17 protein-coding genes are annotated in these 18,990 nt (G+C 45.3%); all 17 read left to right on the forward strand.

Translation table 11 applies throughout. The annotated features are described in order from the left end of the window. The first annotated feature begins 2 nt into the window (after positions 1-2). Positions 3-677 carry an ABC transporter ATP-binding protein gene (locus tag P0G38_RS01805; protein WP_010749041.1) on the forward strand — a complete coding sequence of 225 codons (675 nt, stop codon included), beginning with the start codon at positions 3-5 and terminating at the stop codon, positions 675-677. Continuing rightward, positions 670-2,217: a PASTA domain-containing protein gene (locus P0G38_RS01810; protein WP_275853862.1), complete on the forward strand. Its 1,548-nt coding sequence runs from the start codon at positions 670-672 to the stop codon at positions 2,215-2,217. Before P0G38_RS01805 ends, P0G38_RS01810 begins: the two co-directional genes overlap by 8 nt. A 186-nt stretch (positions 2,218-2,403) precedes the next feature. Further along, positions 2,404-4,143, forward strand: coding sequence for an ABC transporter ATP-binding protein (locus tag P0G38_RS01815; protein ID WP_275853864.1), 1,740 nt, complete (start codon positions 2,404-2,406; stop codon positions 4,141-4,143). Beyond that, complete coding sequence (locus tag P0G38_RS01820) at positions 4,082-6,004, forward strand: ABC transporter ATP-binding protein (RefSeq protein WP_420842467.1); 1,923 nt, start codon at positions 4,082-4,084, stop codon at positions 6,002-6,004. Before P0G38_RS01815 ends, P0G38_RS01820 begins: the two co-directional genes overlap by 62 nt. A 200-nt stretch (positions 6,005-6,204) precedes the next feature. Then, positions 6,205-6,699, forward strand: a complete 495-nt coding sequence (locus P0G38_RS01825; protein ID WP_142424911.1) for a methylated-DNA--[protein]-cysteine S-methyltransferase — start codon at positions 6,205-6,207, stop codon at positions 6,697-6,699. Positions 6,700-6,802: 103 nt separating this feature from the next. After that, positions 6,803-8,308, forward strand: a complete 1,506-nt coding sequence (locus P0G38_RS01830) for a phosphohexomutase domain-containing protein (protein WP_275853868.1) — start codon at positions 6,803-6,805, stop codon at positions 8,306-8,308. Positions 8,309-8,327: 19 nt separating this feature from the next. Continuing rightward, positions 8,328-8,531 carry a hypothetical protein gene (locus P0G38_RS01835; protein WP_005227790.1) on the forward strand — a complete coding sequence of 68 codons (204 nt, stop codon included), beginning with the start codon at positions 8,328-8,330 and terminating at the stop codon, positions 8,529-8,531. 158 nt (positions 8,532-8,689) lie between these two features. Continuing rightward, the gene (sapR, locus tag P0G38_RS01840; protein ID WP_005227794.1) at positions 8,690-9,364 is read left to right on the forward strand and encodes a two-component system response regulator SapR; all 675 of its coding nucleotides are present in this window, start codon (positions 8,690-8,692) and stop codon (positions 9,362-9,364) included. Further along, a complete protein-coding gene (gene sapS, locus P0G38_RS01845) occupies positions 9,361-10,398 on the forward strand; it encodes a two-component system sensor histidine kinase SapS (protein ID WP_275853873.1) in 1,038 nt (345 codons plus the stop codon). The genes sapR and sapS overlap by 4 nt, the downstream gene beginning before the upstream one ends. Positions 10,399-10,513: 115 nt before the next feature. Continuing rightward, entirely contained in the window at positions 10,514-11,380 is an 867-nt protein-coding gene (locus P0G38_RS01850) for a GRP family sugar transporter (protein ID WP_015510464.1), read from the forward strand. Between the two features lie 23 nt (positions 11,381-11,403). Then, positions 11,404-12,789, forward strand: a complete 1,386-nt coding sequence (locus P0G38_RS01855; RefSeq protein ID WP_081116932.1) for an APC family permease — start codon at positions 11,404-11,406, stop codon at positions 12,787-12,789. 273 nt (positions 12,790-13,062) lie between these two features. After that, the gene (locus P0G38_RS01860; protein ID WP_275855206.1) at positions 13,063-14,514 is read left to right on the forward strand and encodes an ABC transporter permease; all 1,452 of its coding nucleotides are present in this window, start codon (positions 13,063-13,065) and stop codon (positions 14,512-14,514) included. A 12-nt stretch (positions 14,515-14,526) separates the two neighbouring features. Beyond that, positions 14,527-15,201 (forward strand): ABC transporter ATP-binding protein, encoded by a 675-nt coding sequence (locus P0G38_RS01865; protein WP_016609985.1) that lies wholly within the window; start codon positions 14,527-14,529, stop codon positions 15,199-15,201. After that, positions 15,194-16,507, forward strand: a complete 1,314-nt coding sequence (locus P0G38_RS01870; RefSeq protein WP_194193493.1) for a PASTA domain-containing protein — start codon at positions 15,194-15,196, stop codon at positions 16,505-16,507. The genes P0G38_RS01865 and P0G38_RS01870 overlap by 8 nt, the downstream gene beginning before the upstream one ends. A gap of 41 nt (positions 16,508-16,548) precedes the next feature. Then, on the forward strand, positions 16,549-16,707 hold the full coding sequence (locus P0G38_RS01875; RefSeq protein WP_005233508.1) for a hypothetical protein: 159 nt from the start codon (positions 16,549-16,551) through the stop codon (positions 16,705-16,707). A gap of 74 nt (positions 16,708-16,781) precedes the next feature. Beyond that, complete coding sequence (locus P0G38_RS01880) at positions 16,782-17,468, forward strand: response regulator transcription factor (protein ID WP_074934044.1); 687 nt, start codon at positions 16,782-16,784, stop codon at positions 17,466-17,468. After that, entirely contained in the window at positions 17,462-18,793 is a 1,332-nt protein-coding gene (locus P0G38_RS01885; protein ID WP_275853880.1) for a sensor histidine kinase, read from the forward strand. Before P0G38_RS01880 ends, P0G38_RS01885 begins: the two co-directional genes overlap by 7 nt. Positions 18,794-18,990: the final 197 nt, after the last annotated feature.

Here is an 18,990-nt window from a genome sequence, read left to right on the forward strand (position 1 = left end):
CGATGACTTTATTAGAAACCAAAGCAGTCGATTACTATTACCAAGACGGCGATCAGCGTCGCTATATACTGAAAGAGACTTCTGTTTCTTTTGAAAAAGGCCGATTTTATGCCATCTTAGGTCAATCTGGTTCGGGAAAAACGACGTTTTTGTCCTTGATCAGTGCACTGGATAGTCCGAAAAGTGGGCAAGTATTATATGAAGGCACCGATATCGAAAAAATTGGGCATGAGAATTACCGCCGCGACGACATCAGTATCATTTTCCAAAGCTATAATCTGATTCCCTATTTGAGTGCAGTCGAAAATGTCTTAGTGCCGATGGCGATTACGAAAAATCAGCTGCCAGACAATCAACGAGAAGTGGCGTACAATTTGCTGGATTATATAGGCATCACTAAAGAAAAAGCCGATCGTCTCGTCAATCAATTATCTGGTGGGGAACAACAACGGGTAGCGATCGCCCGGGCGTTAGCCACCAATGTCGATATCATTTTAGCGGACGAACCAACCGGGAATTTGGATGAAGAAATGGAACAAGAAATCATCGATATCTTTAAAGAGCTGGCACACGTCCACAACAAATGTGTGATCGTCGTGACCCACGCCAACGAGATCGCTCAACAAGCGGATGAAGTCTTGTATTTACGTAAAGGTGTGTTGAGCAAACATGAGTGATTTTTTATCAAATTTTAGCCCGGACAACTATGATGGCAAAAAGAAACCCACGCCCGATCGCGAGAAAAAAACCAGCGAACCTGTCGGAGATCAAAACGCAAGTGGCGCGGAGCAAGCGGGCAAACCAGCAGAGCCGACGACGGTTCACCAATCAGAAGAGTCGACCGCTAGTGAGCCACTGAGTCGTTCGGCAGCCCGTCAACAAACACAGACGACTGAAGCAAAAGCGGCGAGTTCTGCGACGGAGAAGGTAGCATCAAAGGAACCAGTCAGCCGGTTTGGGAAAGAAGAAACGGAATTTGATCCGACCTACAAAAAGCGTAAGCAGAAAAAAATCTTGCTAATTGCCCTACTGACCGCCTTGGCGGTTGCCGTGATTGGGATCGTCTACTATCAAATGACCCATGTGAAGGTGCCAGATTTCACTGCCCAAGATCTGTCAGAAGCGCGGACGTGGGGCATGGAAGAAGGCGTCGCTATCAAAGTAGAGCAAGAATATGATTTTGACAAAGACGTCAACCAAGTGATTGACCAAAGTGTTGACCCTGACAAAAAGATCAAGAAGGGTGCCACATTGACACTGACGGCGAGTCTCGGGCCTGATCCTGAAGAACGCTTAGAGCTGCCAGATTTTTCAGCGATGCAAGTGACCGAAGCAAAAGAATGGATCGCCAGCAATAAAGCCGAGAACCTCTCTTTGATCGAACAATTTGACGACAACGTAGCAGCAGAAGCCTTTATTAAACAAGAGGCGGCCAACAAAGAGCTTGATTTGGCGGAATACAAACGCAAAGACCGTTTGAGTGTCTATTATTCAAAAGGGAAAGAGGTCTTTGAAAAGAATATTGAAGTACCTGATTTTACGGGCAAAGCCAAGAGTGAAGCTTCTGAATGGGCGAAAAAGAATGACTTGAAATACAAAGAAGAAACCGTCTTTTCTGACAGTGTCGCCCTGGATCTGGTGGTTTCACAAGAACCAGTCAAAGGCAGCAAACTCGCGAAAAAAGATGAATTTGTGGTGAAGGTCTCAAAAGGCCAAGCATTGACCGTTCCAGATTTTTCACAATACACGATCGAAGAAGCCCAAGGACTAGAATCGAAAATCCCGCTGCAAGTCAGCACGGTCTATTCCGATCAAGTGGCGTATGGTAGTTTCTTGAGTCAGTCGGAGGAAGCGGGCAAAGAGTACAGCGAAAGCGATACTTTGCCAACTGTCAAAGTCGTCTACTCATTAGGTAGACCGTATTTGAAAGACATCCGTTTCCAAGCAACGGAAGGCGACTTGCCAAAACTATTCTTTGATGAATACAAATCAAAAGGCGCCAATGTCTATTACGAAATCTACTATGTCGATTCGGCGGAACCAAAAGGAACCGTCGTTGAAATGAGCCGCTACGGCGAGTTCATTCCCCTAGAAACGTGGATCACCATCGGTATCAGCCGCGGCAATCTGCAAGGCAGTACCCAAACACCGCCGGCAGAGGATGGCGGGGAGGCGGATGAACCGGTCAGTACCGCTAGTTCATCTGCTGCCGAATAATCTCGCAACCGACACTTTTTCACACAGCATCAAAAGGTAAGCACCCTTCCTTGGAAGGGTGTTTTTACTTACTAATTGTAAAAAAAACACGAGCGAGCCGCTTGAAATCGCTGGATCGATAAAGTAAACTTGATGGTAACGAGAAAAAATGGCTCCGCAGTGCCATCTATAGAAGGGACGAAACAAATGATAAAAAAATTACTCGCGAATGTTGGCAGCTATAAGAAGGACAGCTTGCTGACCCCTGTGTATGTAGCAGGAGAGGTTGCCTTAGATGTCATTATGCCCCTGATCATGGCCATGATGATCGACCAAGGGATCGAAAAAGGAGACGCCGGTGTGATTCTAAGAGATGGCGGCTTGCTTTTTTTATGTTCCTTGATCGCATTACTTTTAGGAACGCTTGGCGGACGAACGGCAGCGATCGCTTCGGCTGGTTTTGCCCGCAACCTGCGGCACAATCTGTTTCGCCGAATCCAAGATTTTTCCTTTTCAAACATTGACCGCTTTTCTTCCTCCAGTTTGATCACCCGCTTGACCACTGACGTGACCAACGTCCAAAATGCGTATCAAATGATTATTCGTATTCTGGTCCGCAGTCCGTTAGTTCTGATTTTCTCACTTGCAATGGTTAGCACCATCAGCCCAGAACTTATGACGATCTACTTAGTTGTTTTACCGATTTTAGCGATTGGCCTTGCTTTAGTGATTCGTTTTGCCCACCCGCTGTTTCTAAAAGTATTCCGCATTTATGACCGCTTGAATAATGTGGTGCAAGAGAATCTACAAGGGGTTCGCGTCGTGAAATCGTATGTCCGAGAAGAACAACAAGAAGAACTGTTTGGCGAAGTGTCCACCGATGTTTATCGGAATTTCACGCTTGCGCAACGAATCGTCTCTTTTAACATGCCATTGATGCAATTTGCAGTCTATACATGTATGTTGCTCTTGTCATGGTTTGGTGCCCAGTTGATCGTGGAACAAAGTAGCCTGACGACGGGTGAATTAGTCAGCATGTTCAACTACACGATGCAGATTTTGATGAGCTTGATGATGATGTCGATGGCTTTCGTGCAGATTTTGATCGCACGAACGTCGGCAGAACGGGTCGTGGAAGTATTAGATGAAGAAAGTGACTTGAAAAATCCCGCCGAGCCAGTCAAAGAAATCAAAGACGGCTCCATCATTTTTGAAAATGTCGGCTTTAGTTACGCCAATGACAAAAACAAGCTGGCGCTGACGGATGCAAATCTGCGTATCGAATCCGGGGAAGTCATTGGAGTCATTGGCGGAACCGGGAGCGGAAAATCCACCCTCGTCCAGCTGATCCCGCGCTTATATGATGTGATTGAAGGGCGTGTCATCGTCGGCGGTCATGATGTTCGCGACTATGATTTAGAAGCATTGCGGGACCAAGTAAGTATGGTCTTGCAAAACAATGTCCTTTTCAGCGGCACCATCAACGACAATTTACGTTGGGGCAATGAAGAGGCGTCGGATGAAGAGATCCAGCGCGTGGCAACGATCGCACAAGCCGATCCCTTCATTCAAGAATTTCCTGATAAATATGAAACGCAGATCTCACAAGGAGGAAACAATGTTTCTGGTGGACAAAAACAACGGTTGACGATTGCTCGCGCCTTATTAAAGAAACCGAAAATCTTGATTCTCGATGATTCTACTAGTGCCGTCGACACCAAAACCGATCGCAGTATCCGCGAAGGCTTGAAACGAGAAATTCCGGGAACGACGACGATCATTATTTCCCAACGGATCAATTCGATCGAAGACGCCGACCGGATCATCGTAATGGATGATGGCAAAATCAATGGCATCGGTACCCACGAAGAATTGTTGGCAAACAATGCCATCTATCAAGAAGTGTACTATTCGCAGCAGAAAGGATTTGGTGAAGGTGAAGAATAGACAAGCAGCAAATCCCAAGCGCACATTGAAACGCTTATTGCGGACGATGTTTGGCGACTACAAAGGACAACTCCTATTCGTCGTTGTTATGATCTTATTAAGTGCCTTTGCCAACGTTCGCGGTTCGTTGTTTTTACAAGTCGTGATCGACGATCATATCACACCGCTTTTAGGGCAAGCCAATCCTGATTTTGGCGGCTTGTTTCGGGCGATCGTTCAAATGGCGATCATCTACCTGATTGGGATTTTGGCCGCACTGATCTATAACTTTATGATGGTCAAGATCAGTGAGGGGACGCAGAAAAAAATCCGTGACCAAATGTTTACGCATATGCAGTCTCTACCCGTCGGTTACTTTGATGCCCGCTCAGATGGCGACATCATGAGTCACTTTACCAACGATACGGATACGTTGCGCCAAATGATCTCCCAAAGTATTCCAAACTTGATGATGGCGGCGGTAACCTTTTGTTCTGTCTTTATCGCTATGTTCTCCATCAGCGTCCCATTGACTTTGTTCGTGATGCTGTCGATTATTTTGATGCTGAATGTGATCCGCATCATTTCTCGCCGCAGCGGCCGCTTCTTTGGCGCACAGCAACGAGATTTAGGCGCTGTCAACGGGTATATCGAAGAAATGATGCACGGGCAAAAAGTCGTCAAGATCTTCAATCATGAAAAAATCGTCATGGAAGAATTTGATGCCTTAAATGACCAACTACAAGAAAGTGCCACTAAAGCCAATGTCAATGCCAATACCTTGATGCCGATCATGATGAACTTACTGAATGTCCAATATGTCTTGATCGCCATCATTGGGGGCCTGTTTGCCATCAATGGTGTTTCTGGCCTAACGGTCGGGATGATCGCTTCTTTCTTGCAACTGAGCCGTTCATTGAATGGCCCTATCAGCCAAGTATCACAACAAATCAACTTTGTGATCATGGCATTAGCCGGTGCTGAGCGGATCTTCAATCTATTAGATGAAACGCCAGAAATCGATCATGGCTACGTCACACTGGTCAATGCCAAATGGTCGCAAGGTCAGCTAGTTGAAACCAGAGAACGAACAGGCACGTGGGCGTGGAAACATCCCCACGAGGATGGGACCATTACCTATACGGAAGTGACGGGAGACGTGCGATTTGAAGATGTTGATTTCGGCTATGTCGACAATCAACTGGTCTTACATGATATCAATCTGTATGCAGAGCCTGGGCAAAAAGTTGCTTTTGTCGGTGCCACAGGTGCTGGTAAGACAACGATCACCAATTTGATCAATCGGTTCTACAACATCCAAGATGGGAAGATTCGTTATGATGGCATCAATATTGAAAAAATCCATCTTGAATCCCTGCGCCGCTCCTTAGGGATCGTGTTGCAAGACACCCATTTGTTTACTGGAACGATTCGCGAGAATATTCGCTTCGGAAAACTGGATGCTAGTGATGAAGAAGTGCTGGCAGCGGCGAAATTAGCCAATGCCGACATGTTTATCAACCACTTGCCAGAAAAATACGACACCGTGATCACGGGCGATGGCGAAGGGCTTTCCCAAGGGCAACGTCAGCTGTTGGCAATTGCGCGGGCAGCGATCGCTGATCCGCCAGTGATGATCTTAGACGAAGCCACCTCAAGCATCGATACCCGTACAGAGCGGATCGTCCAATCAGGGATGGACCGTTTGATGTCTGGACGGACCGTGTTTGTGATTGCCCATCGATTGTCTACGATCCAAAACTCAGATGCCATCATGGTGATGGATCATGGCCGTATCATTGAGCGGGGGACTCATGAAACGCTATTGGCGGAAAAAGGCACCTATTATCAGCTCTATACTGGAAAAATCGAATTGGATTGATCCTGCCATGGCTACGGCTTGAAGCTGCAACGACTGGCGATCTACCTATTTTTCCCTTGTTTGCAACGACCGATTGGCAGTAAGCCAGTCGGTTTTTTTGCGCAGCTCGAAAAAATGGTATACTGTCACTGAGACAGCCGCACAACGGCGGCAGCACATAAGCAGTTGTGCTGCGAAAATGGATTCCATGAGGTGAAAACATGAAACTAGCATTGGCAAAGATCGTTTTAGATGATGAGTGGTATGAAGTGGTCCAATCGGAAAAAGGGTTAGTTTATTTTGGTCGGCAGCAGGATCATCATGAATTACTCAAGTTCTTTCCATTGGCTGAAATCAGTGATACAGCTGACCTTGATCCAGTAATTGAAGCGCAGCTGCAAGCGTATTTTGCAGGGGAACCAGTGACATTTACTTTTGCGTTTGATTTTGTCGGGACACCGTTTCAACAAACTGTTTGGCAAGCACTGACCCAAATTCCTTATGGACAAACCACTACGTATAGTGACTTGGCGCTGCGCATTCAACGGCCGACTGCTGTCCGCGCTGTCGCAAATGCAGTGGGGCGTAATCCGATGATGATCGTGGTTCCTTGTCATCGTGTGTTAGGAAAAAACGGCCGCTTGACGGGGTATCGGGGCGGGTTAGCGACCAAACGCCGACTACTGCAACTGGAAGGGATTCCGTTTAAAGAGTAAGGGAAGCAAACTATTTATAGTAAAAAATACTAAAAAGCAATTTCATTTCCTTTTTTCTCTGGTATAATTAAATTGATTCCGGTTACAAGAAGGGGTGGAGGAAATGAACATCGTTGATTTGCAAAATGGTTCTGATATTCGAGGAATTGCGATCGCAACAGAGAAAGAGCAGGTGACACTGACAGAGCAAGCGGTTCGGCAAGTTGCTTCGGGCTTGCGCAACTGGTTGGCAACAAAGGGCAGCGGGCCTTTTCGTGTGGCAGTCGGTCGTGACAGTCGCTTGAGTGGCGAAGCACTTCAAGAAGTGTTGATGGCACAACTGCAGCAAGAAGGCGTGGCAGTGATCGATTGCGGCTTGGCAACGACACCTGCCATGTTTATGAGTACACAGTTTGCGGATTTCGACTGTGATGCTGGTGTGATGCTGACAGCGAGTCATTTGCCTTATTACTTTAATGGAATAAAAATTTTCAGCCGCCAAGGCGGTGCCGAAAAAACGTATATCCACTATATTTTGACCCACACTACCGTTCATGAGGTAGCGGAAAAAGGAAGCTATCAGCAAAAAGACTTGCTGACGCCTTATGCCCAAGATCTACTGCAAAAAATTCGCCAAGGGATGGGAACCAATGAGGAAAAACCTTTGGCTGGATTAAAGATCATTGTTGATGCAGGCAATGGTGCCGGCGGCTTTTTTGCTGAAAAAGTGTTGCTGCCGCTGGGAGCAGATACGAATGGCTCGCAATTTTTAGAACCGGATGGGCATTTTCCCAATCATATCCCGAATCCAGACAATAAAGAGGCAATGGCAAGTATTCGCGAAGCCGTCTTGCGGGAACAAGCTGATTTAGGCATTATTTTCGATACCGATGTCGACCGCTCGGCGGTCGTGACCAAAAGCGGTGAGCCCTTGAACCGCAACAATATGATCGCTGTATTAAGCAAGATCATCTTAGCGGAACACCCTGGCACGCGTATCGTCACCAATTCGCCAACCTCTAATCATTTAAAAACCTTTATCGAAGCACTGGGAGGGCAGCAAGTACGCTATATTTCTGGCTACCGCAATGTGATCAACAAAGCGATCGAATTGAATGAAGCAGGACTGGACACACAGTTAGCCATCGAAACCAGCGGGCATGCCGCGTTTAAAGAAAATTTCTTTTTAGATGACGGGGCGTACGTGATCGCCAAGCTCTTGATGATGCTGCCTCAATTGCAACAGCAAGGCACGACACTGGATGAGCTGATCGCGGCGTTGCAACAACCCGCCGAGACCCAAGAATTGCGCTTTGCGATCCAACAAGCCGACTATCAAGACTATGGTCGCCAAGTGATCGCGGATTTAGCCGATCATTTGCTGCCAGGCTGGCAGATCGATCCAGAAAATGAGGAAGGCATTCGCATCAACTTGACAGCGCCCTATGGCCAAGGCTGGTTCTTGCTGCGAATGAGCCTGCACGAACCACTGCTGGTGCTGCAGATCGAAAATGATGAAGCGGGTCATCTACCGGCAGTCGTTCAAGCGATCGGTCGCTTCCTATCGCAGTATGAAGCCATCGATCAAAGCAAACTGACACAGTTTTTAGCACAGCAACCAAAAATTTGAAGAAAAGCAGGGAACTAAAATGGTGATCTTGATGCTGCTGATCATGGCAGTGACGTATGGTGTGAATTTTTTCTTGTTTCGTTACTTGAACAAACGACCAAAAATCGATGTCGTTGAACGGTTATCGATGTTATTAGGTGTCAACATGAGTGTGCTTTTTTTCGATGGAATCTTATTGTTTATCGGTAAATTACTGATCGAGACGGTAGAGATCATCGAATAACCCAATAGACATTTTTGCTTTGCCTCGCCACTGGCTTCTACCGTCAGTGGCGAGGTTTTTTAGGGTTTGCTAAAAACGGCGATTAATGTTCGCATTCGTTTTTGATATTTGATAAAGTAAAGAGGAGAAAATTACACAAAGTGAGGGAATTCACGGATATGGCAAAAATAATGGTAGTAGAAGATGAAGCGGTGATTCGCCAACTGATTATCGAAGAACTAGAAAAATGGCAGTTTGAGACCTTTGGCACGACGGATTTCCATCAAGTGTTGACTGACTTTGAAGAACAAGAGCCCCAACTGATTTTACTGGATATCAACTTGCCGGTTTTTGATGGCTACTATTGGTGTCAAAAAATCCGCGAAGCTTCCAAAGTACCAATCATTTTTATTTCTAGCCGCAATACCAATATGGATATGATCATGGCCATGAATATGGGAGCGGACGATTTTGTGACAAAACCTTTTGAGATTGACGTTCTGATTGCAAAAATCAATGCGCTGCTGCGCCGTTCCTACAACTATGTAGAAAGTAGCAGTGAAACGTTAGTGCATAACGGTTTGACCCTCAATATCGACAATAGCAGCATGTACATCAATGGCGAAAGCATCGATCTTAGCAAAAATGAATACCGCCTGCTGTATATTTTGATGAAAAATCACGGCAAGATTTTAAGTCGGGAAAAACTCTTGCGGGCCTTATGGGATGACGAGCGATTTGTAGACGACAATACCTTGACGGTCAATATCAATCGTTTGCGACGAAAAATCGAACAAGCGGGGATGAACGGCTACATTGAGACCAAGGTTGGTCAAGGGTATATCGTACCATGACAAAGTGGCGAGTTTTGCGCAGTTTTTTGAAAGATCGTTGGCTGCTGTTTATCGGTTGGCTAGTCTTTTTCGTGTTGACGGTCTTAGTTTTTTGGCTGACTCCTCATTCCCCGATGGATTGGGGCACAGTCGGCTATCTCTTTTTAATGCAAAGTGTCTTGATGGTGTTCTTTTTAGCAGTCAGCTACTTATCCAAGCGGCGTTTTTGGCAAAAAATCACTCCCAAGCCTGGAGACAGCTTGCTGCAAAACTACTTGCAAGGAGCACGCTCGGCGGAAGAAGAACGGATCGAATCCTACATCAATCAGTTGATCCGAGAGCACCAAGAATTGATGCAGCAAGTCGTCAGCAATCAAGAAGAACAAAAGGAATACATCGATTCGTGGGTCCATGAGATCAAAGTCCCTTTAGCTGCATCACGATTGCTTTTGCATTCGATCGAATTTGATATTCCCGATGAAAAATTCATCTTACTAGAAAATGAATTGAACCGCATGAACGAATACGTCGAGCAAGTCTTATACGTCGCCCGCTTAGACAGCTTTTCAAAAGATTATCTGGTCCAAGAAATTTCATTGAAAGCCGTCATCCAGCCAGTTTTACGCAGTCAGGCCAATTATTTTATCCAAAAGAACCTGCACTATGCCTTTGAAGGCGAGGATCAGCAAGTGTTGACCGATGAAAAATGGCTCGGCTTTATCTTTCGACAGCTGGTCAGCAATGCCGTGAAGTACACACCACAAAATGGGCAGCTGACGATTCGGATCGAAAAAGATGCCCAAGGGACCTATCTCCACTTGCAAGATAGTGGGATCGGCATTCCTAAAGAAGATATGCGGCGCATCTTTGATAAAGGCTTTACGGGCGAAAATGGGCGCCAAACGGACACCCACTCGACGGGATTGGGGCTCTTTTTAGCGAAAAGTTTAGCGATGGAATTAGGCATCGAGCTAACGGCTTCGTCGACAGTTGGAAAAGGAACCACCATGACGCTGTTCTTTCCGTTGTTGAGTTATTATGAGGAAAAACGCTAATCTGCTTTTTTTCGAGTATCTTTTTGTGTTTTTTGACAAAAATCACTTGTCCCTAGAACGTTTTCACTGATACACTAAAGCCTGTGTTTAAAATTGAATGGTAAGGATGAATGAAATGGAGATACTCGTTGCATTAGTACCAATGTTTGCGTGGGGCAGCATTGGTTTAGTAAGTGCCAAACTTGGCGGGGATGCGAACCAGCAAACGCTAGGAATGACGATTGGTGCCTTTTTCTTTTCGCTGGTCGTATTTTTTGTGACGATGCCAGTGATTGATGGAAAGGTGATTTTGATCGGTCTTTTGTCTGGTCTTTTTTGGTCCGTCGGTCAAAACGGTCAATTCCATGGCATGAAATATTTAGGTGTGTCTGTTGGACTGCCGCTTTCAACCGGCATGCAGCTGATTTTAAATACAGTCGCAGGTGCATTGTTTTTTGCAGAATGGACACAGACCCGCGATTATGCACTAGGTGTTAGCGCATTGATCTTGTTGGTGATCGGGGCGTATCTGACCGCTCGTCAAGATGGCGAAAGTCCGGTAGAAGCTGGCAGCAAGATGCTTGATTTTCCTAAAGGATTTCGGGCATTGATTTCATCAACGATCGGTTACGGCGCCTATACGATTTTGATTACTTGGGCAGGATTGGATCCCTTGGCGATCATTTTGCCACAAAGTGTCGGGATGCTGATCGGTGCCAGCCTATTTGCTTTAAGGAAGACGAAGGTCGACCGTTTTGTAGGGAAAAATACTTTGTCAGGGTTGTTATGGGGCATCGGAAATGTCTGCATGCTGATCACGGTTCAGCAAGTCGGACTCGCGGTGGGCTTCTCATTGTCGCAGATGGGGATCATCATTTCAACGCTAGGCGGGATTTTTATTCTCGGCGAAAAGAAAACCAAGAAAGAACTGCGTTATGTGGTGATTGGTTGTCTGCTGGTGATTATCGGTGGTGTTTTGCTGGGGTATATGAAAGCAACATAAACGTATATTTTTGAGGAGGAGTTATGGATTTATTTCGAAAAAAAGTCATACAACGGGAAAGTGTGACGAATTTAAAAAAAGAGTTGAAGTTAAAAGATTTGATTATGTTGGGGATCGGCGCCATTATCGGCACAGGTATCTTTGTTGTTACAGGGACTGCTTCTGCTGAGTATGCCGGACCGGCATTGATTCTTTCCTTTGTTGTAGCTGGTATCGTTGTTGTGTTATCAGGGCTTTCTTTTGCGGAATTTGCTTCTCGGATCCCTGTTTTAGGGGGCGCCTATTCGTATCTGTATGTCGTTTTTGGTGAATTTACCGCGTGGCTGGCAGGCTGGTTTTTGATTTGCGAGTTCTTATTGGCCGTTTCTTCGGTGGCATCTGGCTGGTCAGGCTATGTGCAAGGCTTCTTGGCCAGTGCGGATATCCATTTACCAACCGCTTTGACGGGCGGTTATGATCCAAGCAAGGGGACCTACATTGATCTGATTGCTGGTTTAGTCATTATTTTTGTAACCTTATGGGTCAGCCAAGAAGCGAAAAAAGCGTTACGTTTGAATAATGCCATGGTATGGGTGAAATTCGGCGTGATCCTCTTGTTTATCGTCTTTGGTGCCTTTTTCGTGGAACCAGACAACTGGCAGCCCTTTATGCCCTTTGGTTTTTCAGGCGTCTTTAATGGTGCAGCGTTAGTCTTCTTTGCTTTTCTTGGCTTTGATGCCGTCGCAATGGCGGCGGAAGAAGTTGAAGATGCAAAGAAAAATGTCCCTCGGGGGATCATTGGGTCCATTGCGATCGCAACAGTCCTTTATATCATTGTCACACTGATCATGACGGGAATCGTGCCGTTTGCTGAATTAGGAGTCAATGATCCGGTGGCTTTTGCGATGCGTTATGTCGGTCATGGAGTGGTCGGATCAATCATTTCCGTAGGGGCGATCTTGACCTTATTAACAGTGACGATCGCTATGATGTACTCTTTGGCGCGTCTGTTATATGCCATCAGTAAAGATGGGTTATTGCCAAAAGCCATGCAAGCCATCGATCCTAAGCATAAAACACCAAAGAAAGCGACCTACATCGCTGGTGTTTTTGCTTTCTTCTTTGCGGCAGCTTTCCCGTTGAATATCTTGGCAGAATTGACCAACATTGCGGCATTGTCGTATATGATCTTAATGTCCTTAGGGATCATCAAGCTGCGGAAGATGATGGGGCCACCTGCTAAAGGTGAATTTAAAGTACCCCTGGTACCGTTATTGCCTTTGTTGTCCGTTGCCAGCTGTCTCTTCTTGATGACCCGTCTGCAAACGGCGACCTGGATCGTTTTTGGGATCTCCTTAGTGATCGGAATCGCGATCTATTTTGTATATGGCTATCGTAACAGCGAATTAAATGAGAAAATTGACGAATAGGATTGTGAAAAGGCAAAGACCCAGATGTGGTCTTTGTCTTTTTTTGTTAACTATAGCAAAGCCTCCCAAAGAAATCTTTTGGGAGGTATGTTCTTTTGTCATTCACATTCTGATGATTGCTGGAGTCGATCATTGAAACAACAGTCTTTTTTATCAAACGTTCCCTAGGATTCTGCTTTTTTTGAAAAAATTCGCAAATGACAGATTCACTAAAGGTTCATCCAGTATGCTTTTGTTAGAGAAAAAAAGAGAGGATGTTGGCAAGTGAATTATATGAAACGAGCATGGCTGAGTGTGACGAGAAAGCGAGGGAAATCTGCGATATTGTTTGCTGTTATTCTGATATTAGGAAATGTGATCGCTGGCGCAATTGCGGTCAATCAATCGACTCAAAATGTCGAAAAGCAGATCAAAAATCAATTAGGCTCACTGGCCACGATTGAGATCGATTATGAAAAGTTGGCAAATAGTGATGGTGGTGCGAGTATGGAGGAGATTCAGCCGCTGTCAGAGGACCTGATCAAGCAGATCGGTGAACGGTCCGAAGTCAAACAGTATGACTATTTACGAGAAACAGCGATTGCTGTTGAAAACTTCAAACCTTATCGTTTCAGTCCTGAAGAGGACGACGACAATGTCATGATTGTCGGAGGAATATCTCCTTGGGTTTATTTAACAGGAACCAATCTCTTAAAGCCGTTGGATTTTGAAGAAGATACGGTGGATTTAACACAGGGACGCTTTTTTACTGAAGAGGAACAGCGTACCGGAAAACGTGTGGGCTTGATATCGGAAGAGATGGCTCAGGAAAACGGCTTGACCGTGGGAGACACTATGGTCTTAGATGGTCAGTTTGTCGATTATTCGTCAGGGATGGACCCTGAAAAGCAAAAAGGCAATGATTACTCCATCGAAATCGTCGGGATATTTAAAAATACCAGCTTAGAAAAAGCAAATAATCAAGGACAAGATGGCATGGCCAGCTCGTTTGCATTTGATGATCGGCCCTTCAATCGTATCTATATGCCGAATGATGCCGTGAAAACGATTGTTGAAGAGGAATGTGCGGGACAGCAAGCGGCGTTTCCAGCGACAGATTTCGGTTCTGATGAGGAGTTCTTCACTCCACAATTCATTTTGAACCAACCAGAAGATGCAGAGCAATTCAAACAAGAGGTGACACCGCTCTTGCCAAATGGCTATAAGGTCAATGCCTCTACGGATGAGTATGACCGTGTGGGGACCAGCATGAATCGCTTATCACAGATTTCATCATATGTCGTAGTGATTGCGGTGATTGCTTCCTTGATTATTATCTCCTTGATCATTGTGCTGTTTACCCGCGATCGTAAATATGAGTTAGGTATCTACCTTTCGTTAGGAGAACGACGGAAATACGTGTTTGCACAGATCGTGCTCGAACTCCTGTTGATTGGTGTCAGTGCAATGTTGATCTCCTTGGTCACAGGGAATATGCTGGGCAAGATGGTTTCTGAATCTTTGTTATCCAGTAGTATGCTAGAGGCAAATCAAGCAGGGGTGGAGCAATTCTTTGTGGGTGTACCGAAAATCGATCAAGCAACGATCAACGAAGCGTTTCGCGTTCAATACACCCTGTCTTATATCATTGCCTTTTTAGCGACCGGGATCTTGACGATCTTGCTTTCGGCAGTGGTGCCGCTGTTGTATATTTTACGTTTGAATCCGAAAAAAATCATGCTGTAAGGAGCGAAGAACATGGCAATTTTAGAAACCAAAGAGATGACGTATTACTACCAAGATGGTGAGAATCGTCGGAAGATTTTAGATAAAACCAATATCTCCTTTGAAAAAGGTAAATTTTACACGATTTTAGGGAAATCAGGCTCTGGAAAGACCACCTTTCTTTCCTTGATCAGTGCATTGGATCAACCAACCGATGGGGAAGTATTTTTTGAAGGAAAAAATATCAAAACGATCGGCTATGAAGAGTATCGCCGCAACAAGATCAGTTTGATTTTTCAAAGTTACAACTTGATCCCTTATTTGACGGCATTAGAAAATGTCCTTGTTTCGATGGCGATCTCAGACAACAAGCTCCCCGATCAACACGATCAAATTGCGTATCGCTTGCTGGATTATATCGGAATCACCTCCACGAAAGCCGATCGTTTCGTCAATCAGCTCTCCGGGGGGGAACAACAGCGGGTCGCCATCGCTCGTGCCTTGGCGACCAATGTTGATATCATTTTAGCTGATGAGCCGACGGGAAATTTGGATGAAGGCATGGAGCAAGAAATCGTGGATATTTTTAAAGATTTAGCTACTTTACACAACAAGTGCATCATCGTAGTGACCCATTCGACTGAAATTGCCAAGCAGTCGGATCAGACATTTTATTTGAAAAAAGGTGAGTTGACGGCCTATGAGTGATTTTTTATCGAAGTTTGAAGAAGAACCGAAAGAGCCAGACAAGGAATCAGCTACAGCTAAAGCACCTTCTTCCCGGGCTTCCCGCAAAGAAAAAGGTTCAGCTTCTTTAGAAGAGGGGATCGAATACGATCCCTCCTTCAAAAAGAAACGGCGGAAAAAACGACTGCTGGGGATGGGTGCGTTACTCGGGTTACTTATACTCAGCGGCTTTTTATTTTTCCAATTGGCGTACGTCCGACTGGATAACTTTGTGGACAAAGAGATCTCAGAAGTCAGGGAATGGGCGGCGGAACATGATCTTGCGATCGATGTGACGCCTGCCTATGATGAAGCCCCAGCCAATCAAGTGATCGCCCAAGAAGAAGCCGCCAGAAGTCGAGTCAGAAAAAGAAGCACCCTGCATCTAACGGTGAGCCAAGGCCCAGATCCAGAAGAGAAATTGGCATTGCCAGACTTTATGGAAATGACGAGGGACGAGGCAGCAGAGTGGATCGAAAAAAATCAAGCCAGCAATTTGACGATCGTCGATGAATACCACGATGAGATCGAGGAAAAAGCACCGATTCGAGTAGAATTTACTAATAAAGAAGTCTCGCAAGAAAACTATCATCGTCGAGATGTCGGACGAGTCTTTTATTCCAAAGGCGAAGAAACCTTTGAAAAAGATATTGAAGTACCAGACTTTCGTGATAAAACCCGTGCAGAGGTAGAAACATGGGGGAAAGCCCATGAGCTGGAGCTTGAAATCAAAGAACAGGCTTCGGATACTGTGGAAGAAGGCAAAGTCATTGAACAAAGCGTGGCACCAAAAGAAAAAATCGCGAAACGGGATGCGTTTCAAGTAACGATTTCTCTAGGGAAAGGGGTCACCGTACCAGACTTTTCAACGATTTTACCAGATGATGCCCAGGCCGCTGTTGAGGGGGTCACTGTGCGGATGCGGATGCAGTTTACTCAGAGTCTGCCTTACGGACAATTGATCTCGCAAAGTGAGACCGCCGGGACCGTTTTAACCAGCAAAGATGACCAAGGCATTGAAGTCGTCTATTCAGCAGGTCAACCGTATATCAAAGATTACCGTCGAAGCGAGCTCCTTGAAGGGGATCTGCAAAAACTCTTCTTTGATGAATTCCGTTCAAAAGGGGCGAACATCAGCTATCAAGTCCGTTATGTCAATTCAGCAGAACCCTACGGGACAATCGTGGGGATGAGCAAGTTCAATCAGTTTTTACCGTTAGAAGATACGATCACTTTCGATATCAGCTTAGGCAATCAGACAGCCCCAGCGGCTACTGATCCAGAATAGCCGAGCGGATTTATCGATGACCTGCAAAAAGGAGGAAACCCATGCGTCATCAAGAGAATTTTCAAGACCTTAGGAAAAAGCTGTTTGTCTTTTTGTTAAGCGGTATGGTAGCATTGTTGCTACACATGTGGATTCATCAATCCAGTGAACACGTGCGGATCGTTTCAACAGAACGGTTTATTGGAGAACAATTGGAATGATCCTACAGGAATGATTGTGCTGACCGAAAAGTGATTGAAAAAAGAAATGATGAGTGTAAAAGGGGGACTGACCGATGCGGATCTTATTCGTAGAAGATGAGCCATCGATCGCAGAAGCGGTTGCCAGCTTATTGAAAAAACAGCATTATTCCGTTGATTTGGCGTATGATGGCGAGACTGGGTTGGACTACGCAGCAAGTGGGGTGTATGACCTTCTCGTTTTGGATATCATGCTGCCAAAAATCGATGGGATCACATTACTAAAGACGTTACGCAAGCAAAATATTCGCACGCCGATCATTATGTTGACGGCCAAAAGCGAAGTTGATGACAAAGTGCTCGGCTTGGATGCAGGGGCAGATGATTACTTGACGAAACCCTTTCAAATGAAAGAGCTGCTGGCACGGATTCGTTCGCTAGGCAGAAGAAAAGACTTGGATTATCAAGAAGACCAGTTAGCATTTGGCAATGTGGTCTTGGCGCGTAATGAGCTGCAGTTGGCTACGACGACCAATCAAGTGGTGCTGTCACCCAAAGAAATGAAACTGATGGAGCTATTTTTATCCAGACCTAAAGTGATTTTATCAAAAGAAACCATCATCAATAAGATTTGGGGCTTTGATCCCGATGTGGAAGAAAACCGCGTTGAGATCTATGTGTCTTTGCTGCGGAAAAAACTGACGCTGCTTGAAGCGGATATCGGCATTCGCACGATCCGCAATGCGGGGTATATTTTGCAGAGCAAGGAGCCGCCATGTTAAAAAAATTACGGAATAAAATGCTGTGGTTCAATATGGCGTTGATTTCAATCATTGTCTTAGGTGCCTTTACCTTTATCTATATTTTGAATGCCACCCAAATTGAAAACGAGATCCAATCATTGATCTCGCAAGAAGCCAACACCTTAGCTGCGATACCTATGGATGAGGAGGAAGTACGGCAATCACTGACAGAACCTGAGTATCCAATGATGTTGACCATCACGAATAGTACCAGTGAGTTCAGAGAAATCGCTCTAGTCGACGTGGATCAAATGGATGTCGTGATTCAAAGTATTGATGAGAGCGTCGATCAAAACGAGCTTTATGAAGCATTGGTCGATGCAGCGGCGAAACAAGGGGAGATCCCTAACGAAGTGAAGGTGAATGGCCGAAATTGGCGGTATGCGCTCTTTTTGGTGACTTCCTTTAGTCATTATTCGATCAATCATGATTCGACGGGGGAATATTCCACTAGTATCAATAATTACGAGCCATTTTATCAAGTGCTGTTCTTTGACGTCACCGACTACAAAACCAGTCTAAGCAACTTAAGAACCACGCTTTTGATCATCGGGGTCTTAGCCTTAGTCAGTATTTATATCGCTAGCTTTTATGTCGCCAATCGAGCCTTACGACCAGTGGAACTGGCTTGGCGCAAACAAAAAGAGTTTGTCTCTAACGCTTCCCATGAGTTGAAAACACCATTGGCGATCATTCAAGTCAATGCTGAGGTATTAGCTGGCAGTCCAGAAGAAACCTTGGAAAGCCAAATGAAATGGCTGGAAAACATCCAGTTAGGTTCCGAACGGATGGATGAGCTAGTAAATAGCTTATTGATGCTGACCAAATTCGAAAGTGCCGAGCAAGAAGTCGTGCGTTCGGTGATTGATGCCAGTCAAGTCGTGCAAAGTGTTTATCAAAGCATGGAGGCCATTGCACTGGAAAAAGGGATCCACTATCAGGAACAGATCGCTAAACAGGTGCGCCTTGAAAGCAATGAGCAAGCCTTACGGCAATTGACCATGATTTTGGTAGACAATGCCTTGAAATATACACCTACTGGAGAAACCGTCACAGTGGCACTCGTTGAACGCCAACGAAAAACGGTGCTGCAAGTGTCCAACAGTGGTTGTCCGATCCCAGAAGAAAAAATTCCCTATGTCTTTGATCGCTTCTACCGCGGGGATCCTTCTCGCAACCATCAAGACGGTGGCTATGGGTTAGGTTTAGCCATCGCCAAAGCCATCACAGAAATGCTGCAGGCGCAAATCAGTTTGACGGTGGATCAAGACGGCGTCAATCACTTTGAAGTTTTATTTCATTGAAAAATGAGCTTTACCGTTAGGAAATAAAAGATATGTCGCTGCGCTCATCAAATCTTTTGCCGCATTTCGAGAAAGTCTCGCTTTCTCGAAATGCGGCTATTTATGCAGCAAAAACGCATTTTTAGGAGAAGGGGACACCAAGGGAAAAAAGTTTTTTTATTTCTCCTTGCAATTTTCACAAAGTTCGGCTATGATAT

This window comes from Enterococcus casseliflavus (assembly GCF_029215545.1).
Classification (GTDB): domain Bacteria; phylum Bacillota; class Bacilli; order Lactobacillales; family Enterococcaceae; genus Enterococcus_D; species Enterococcus_D casseliflavus.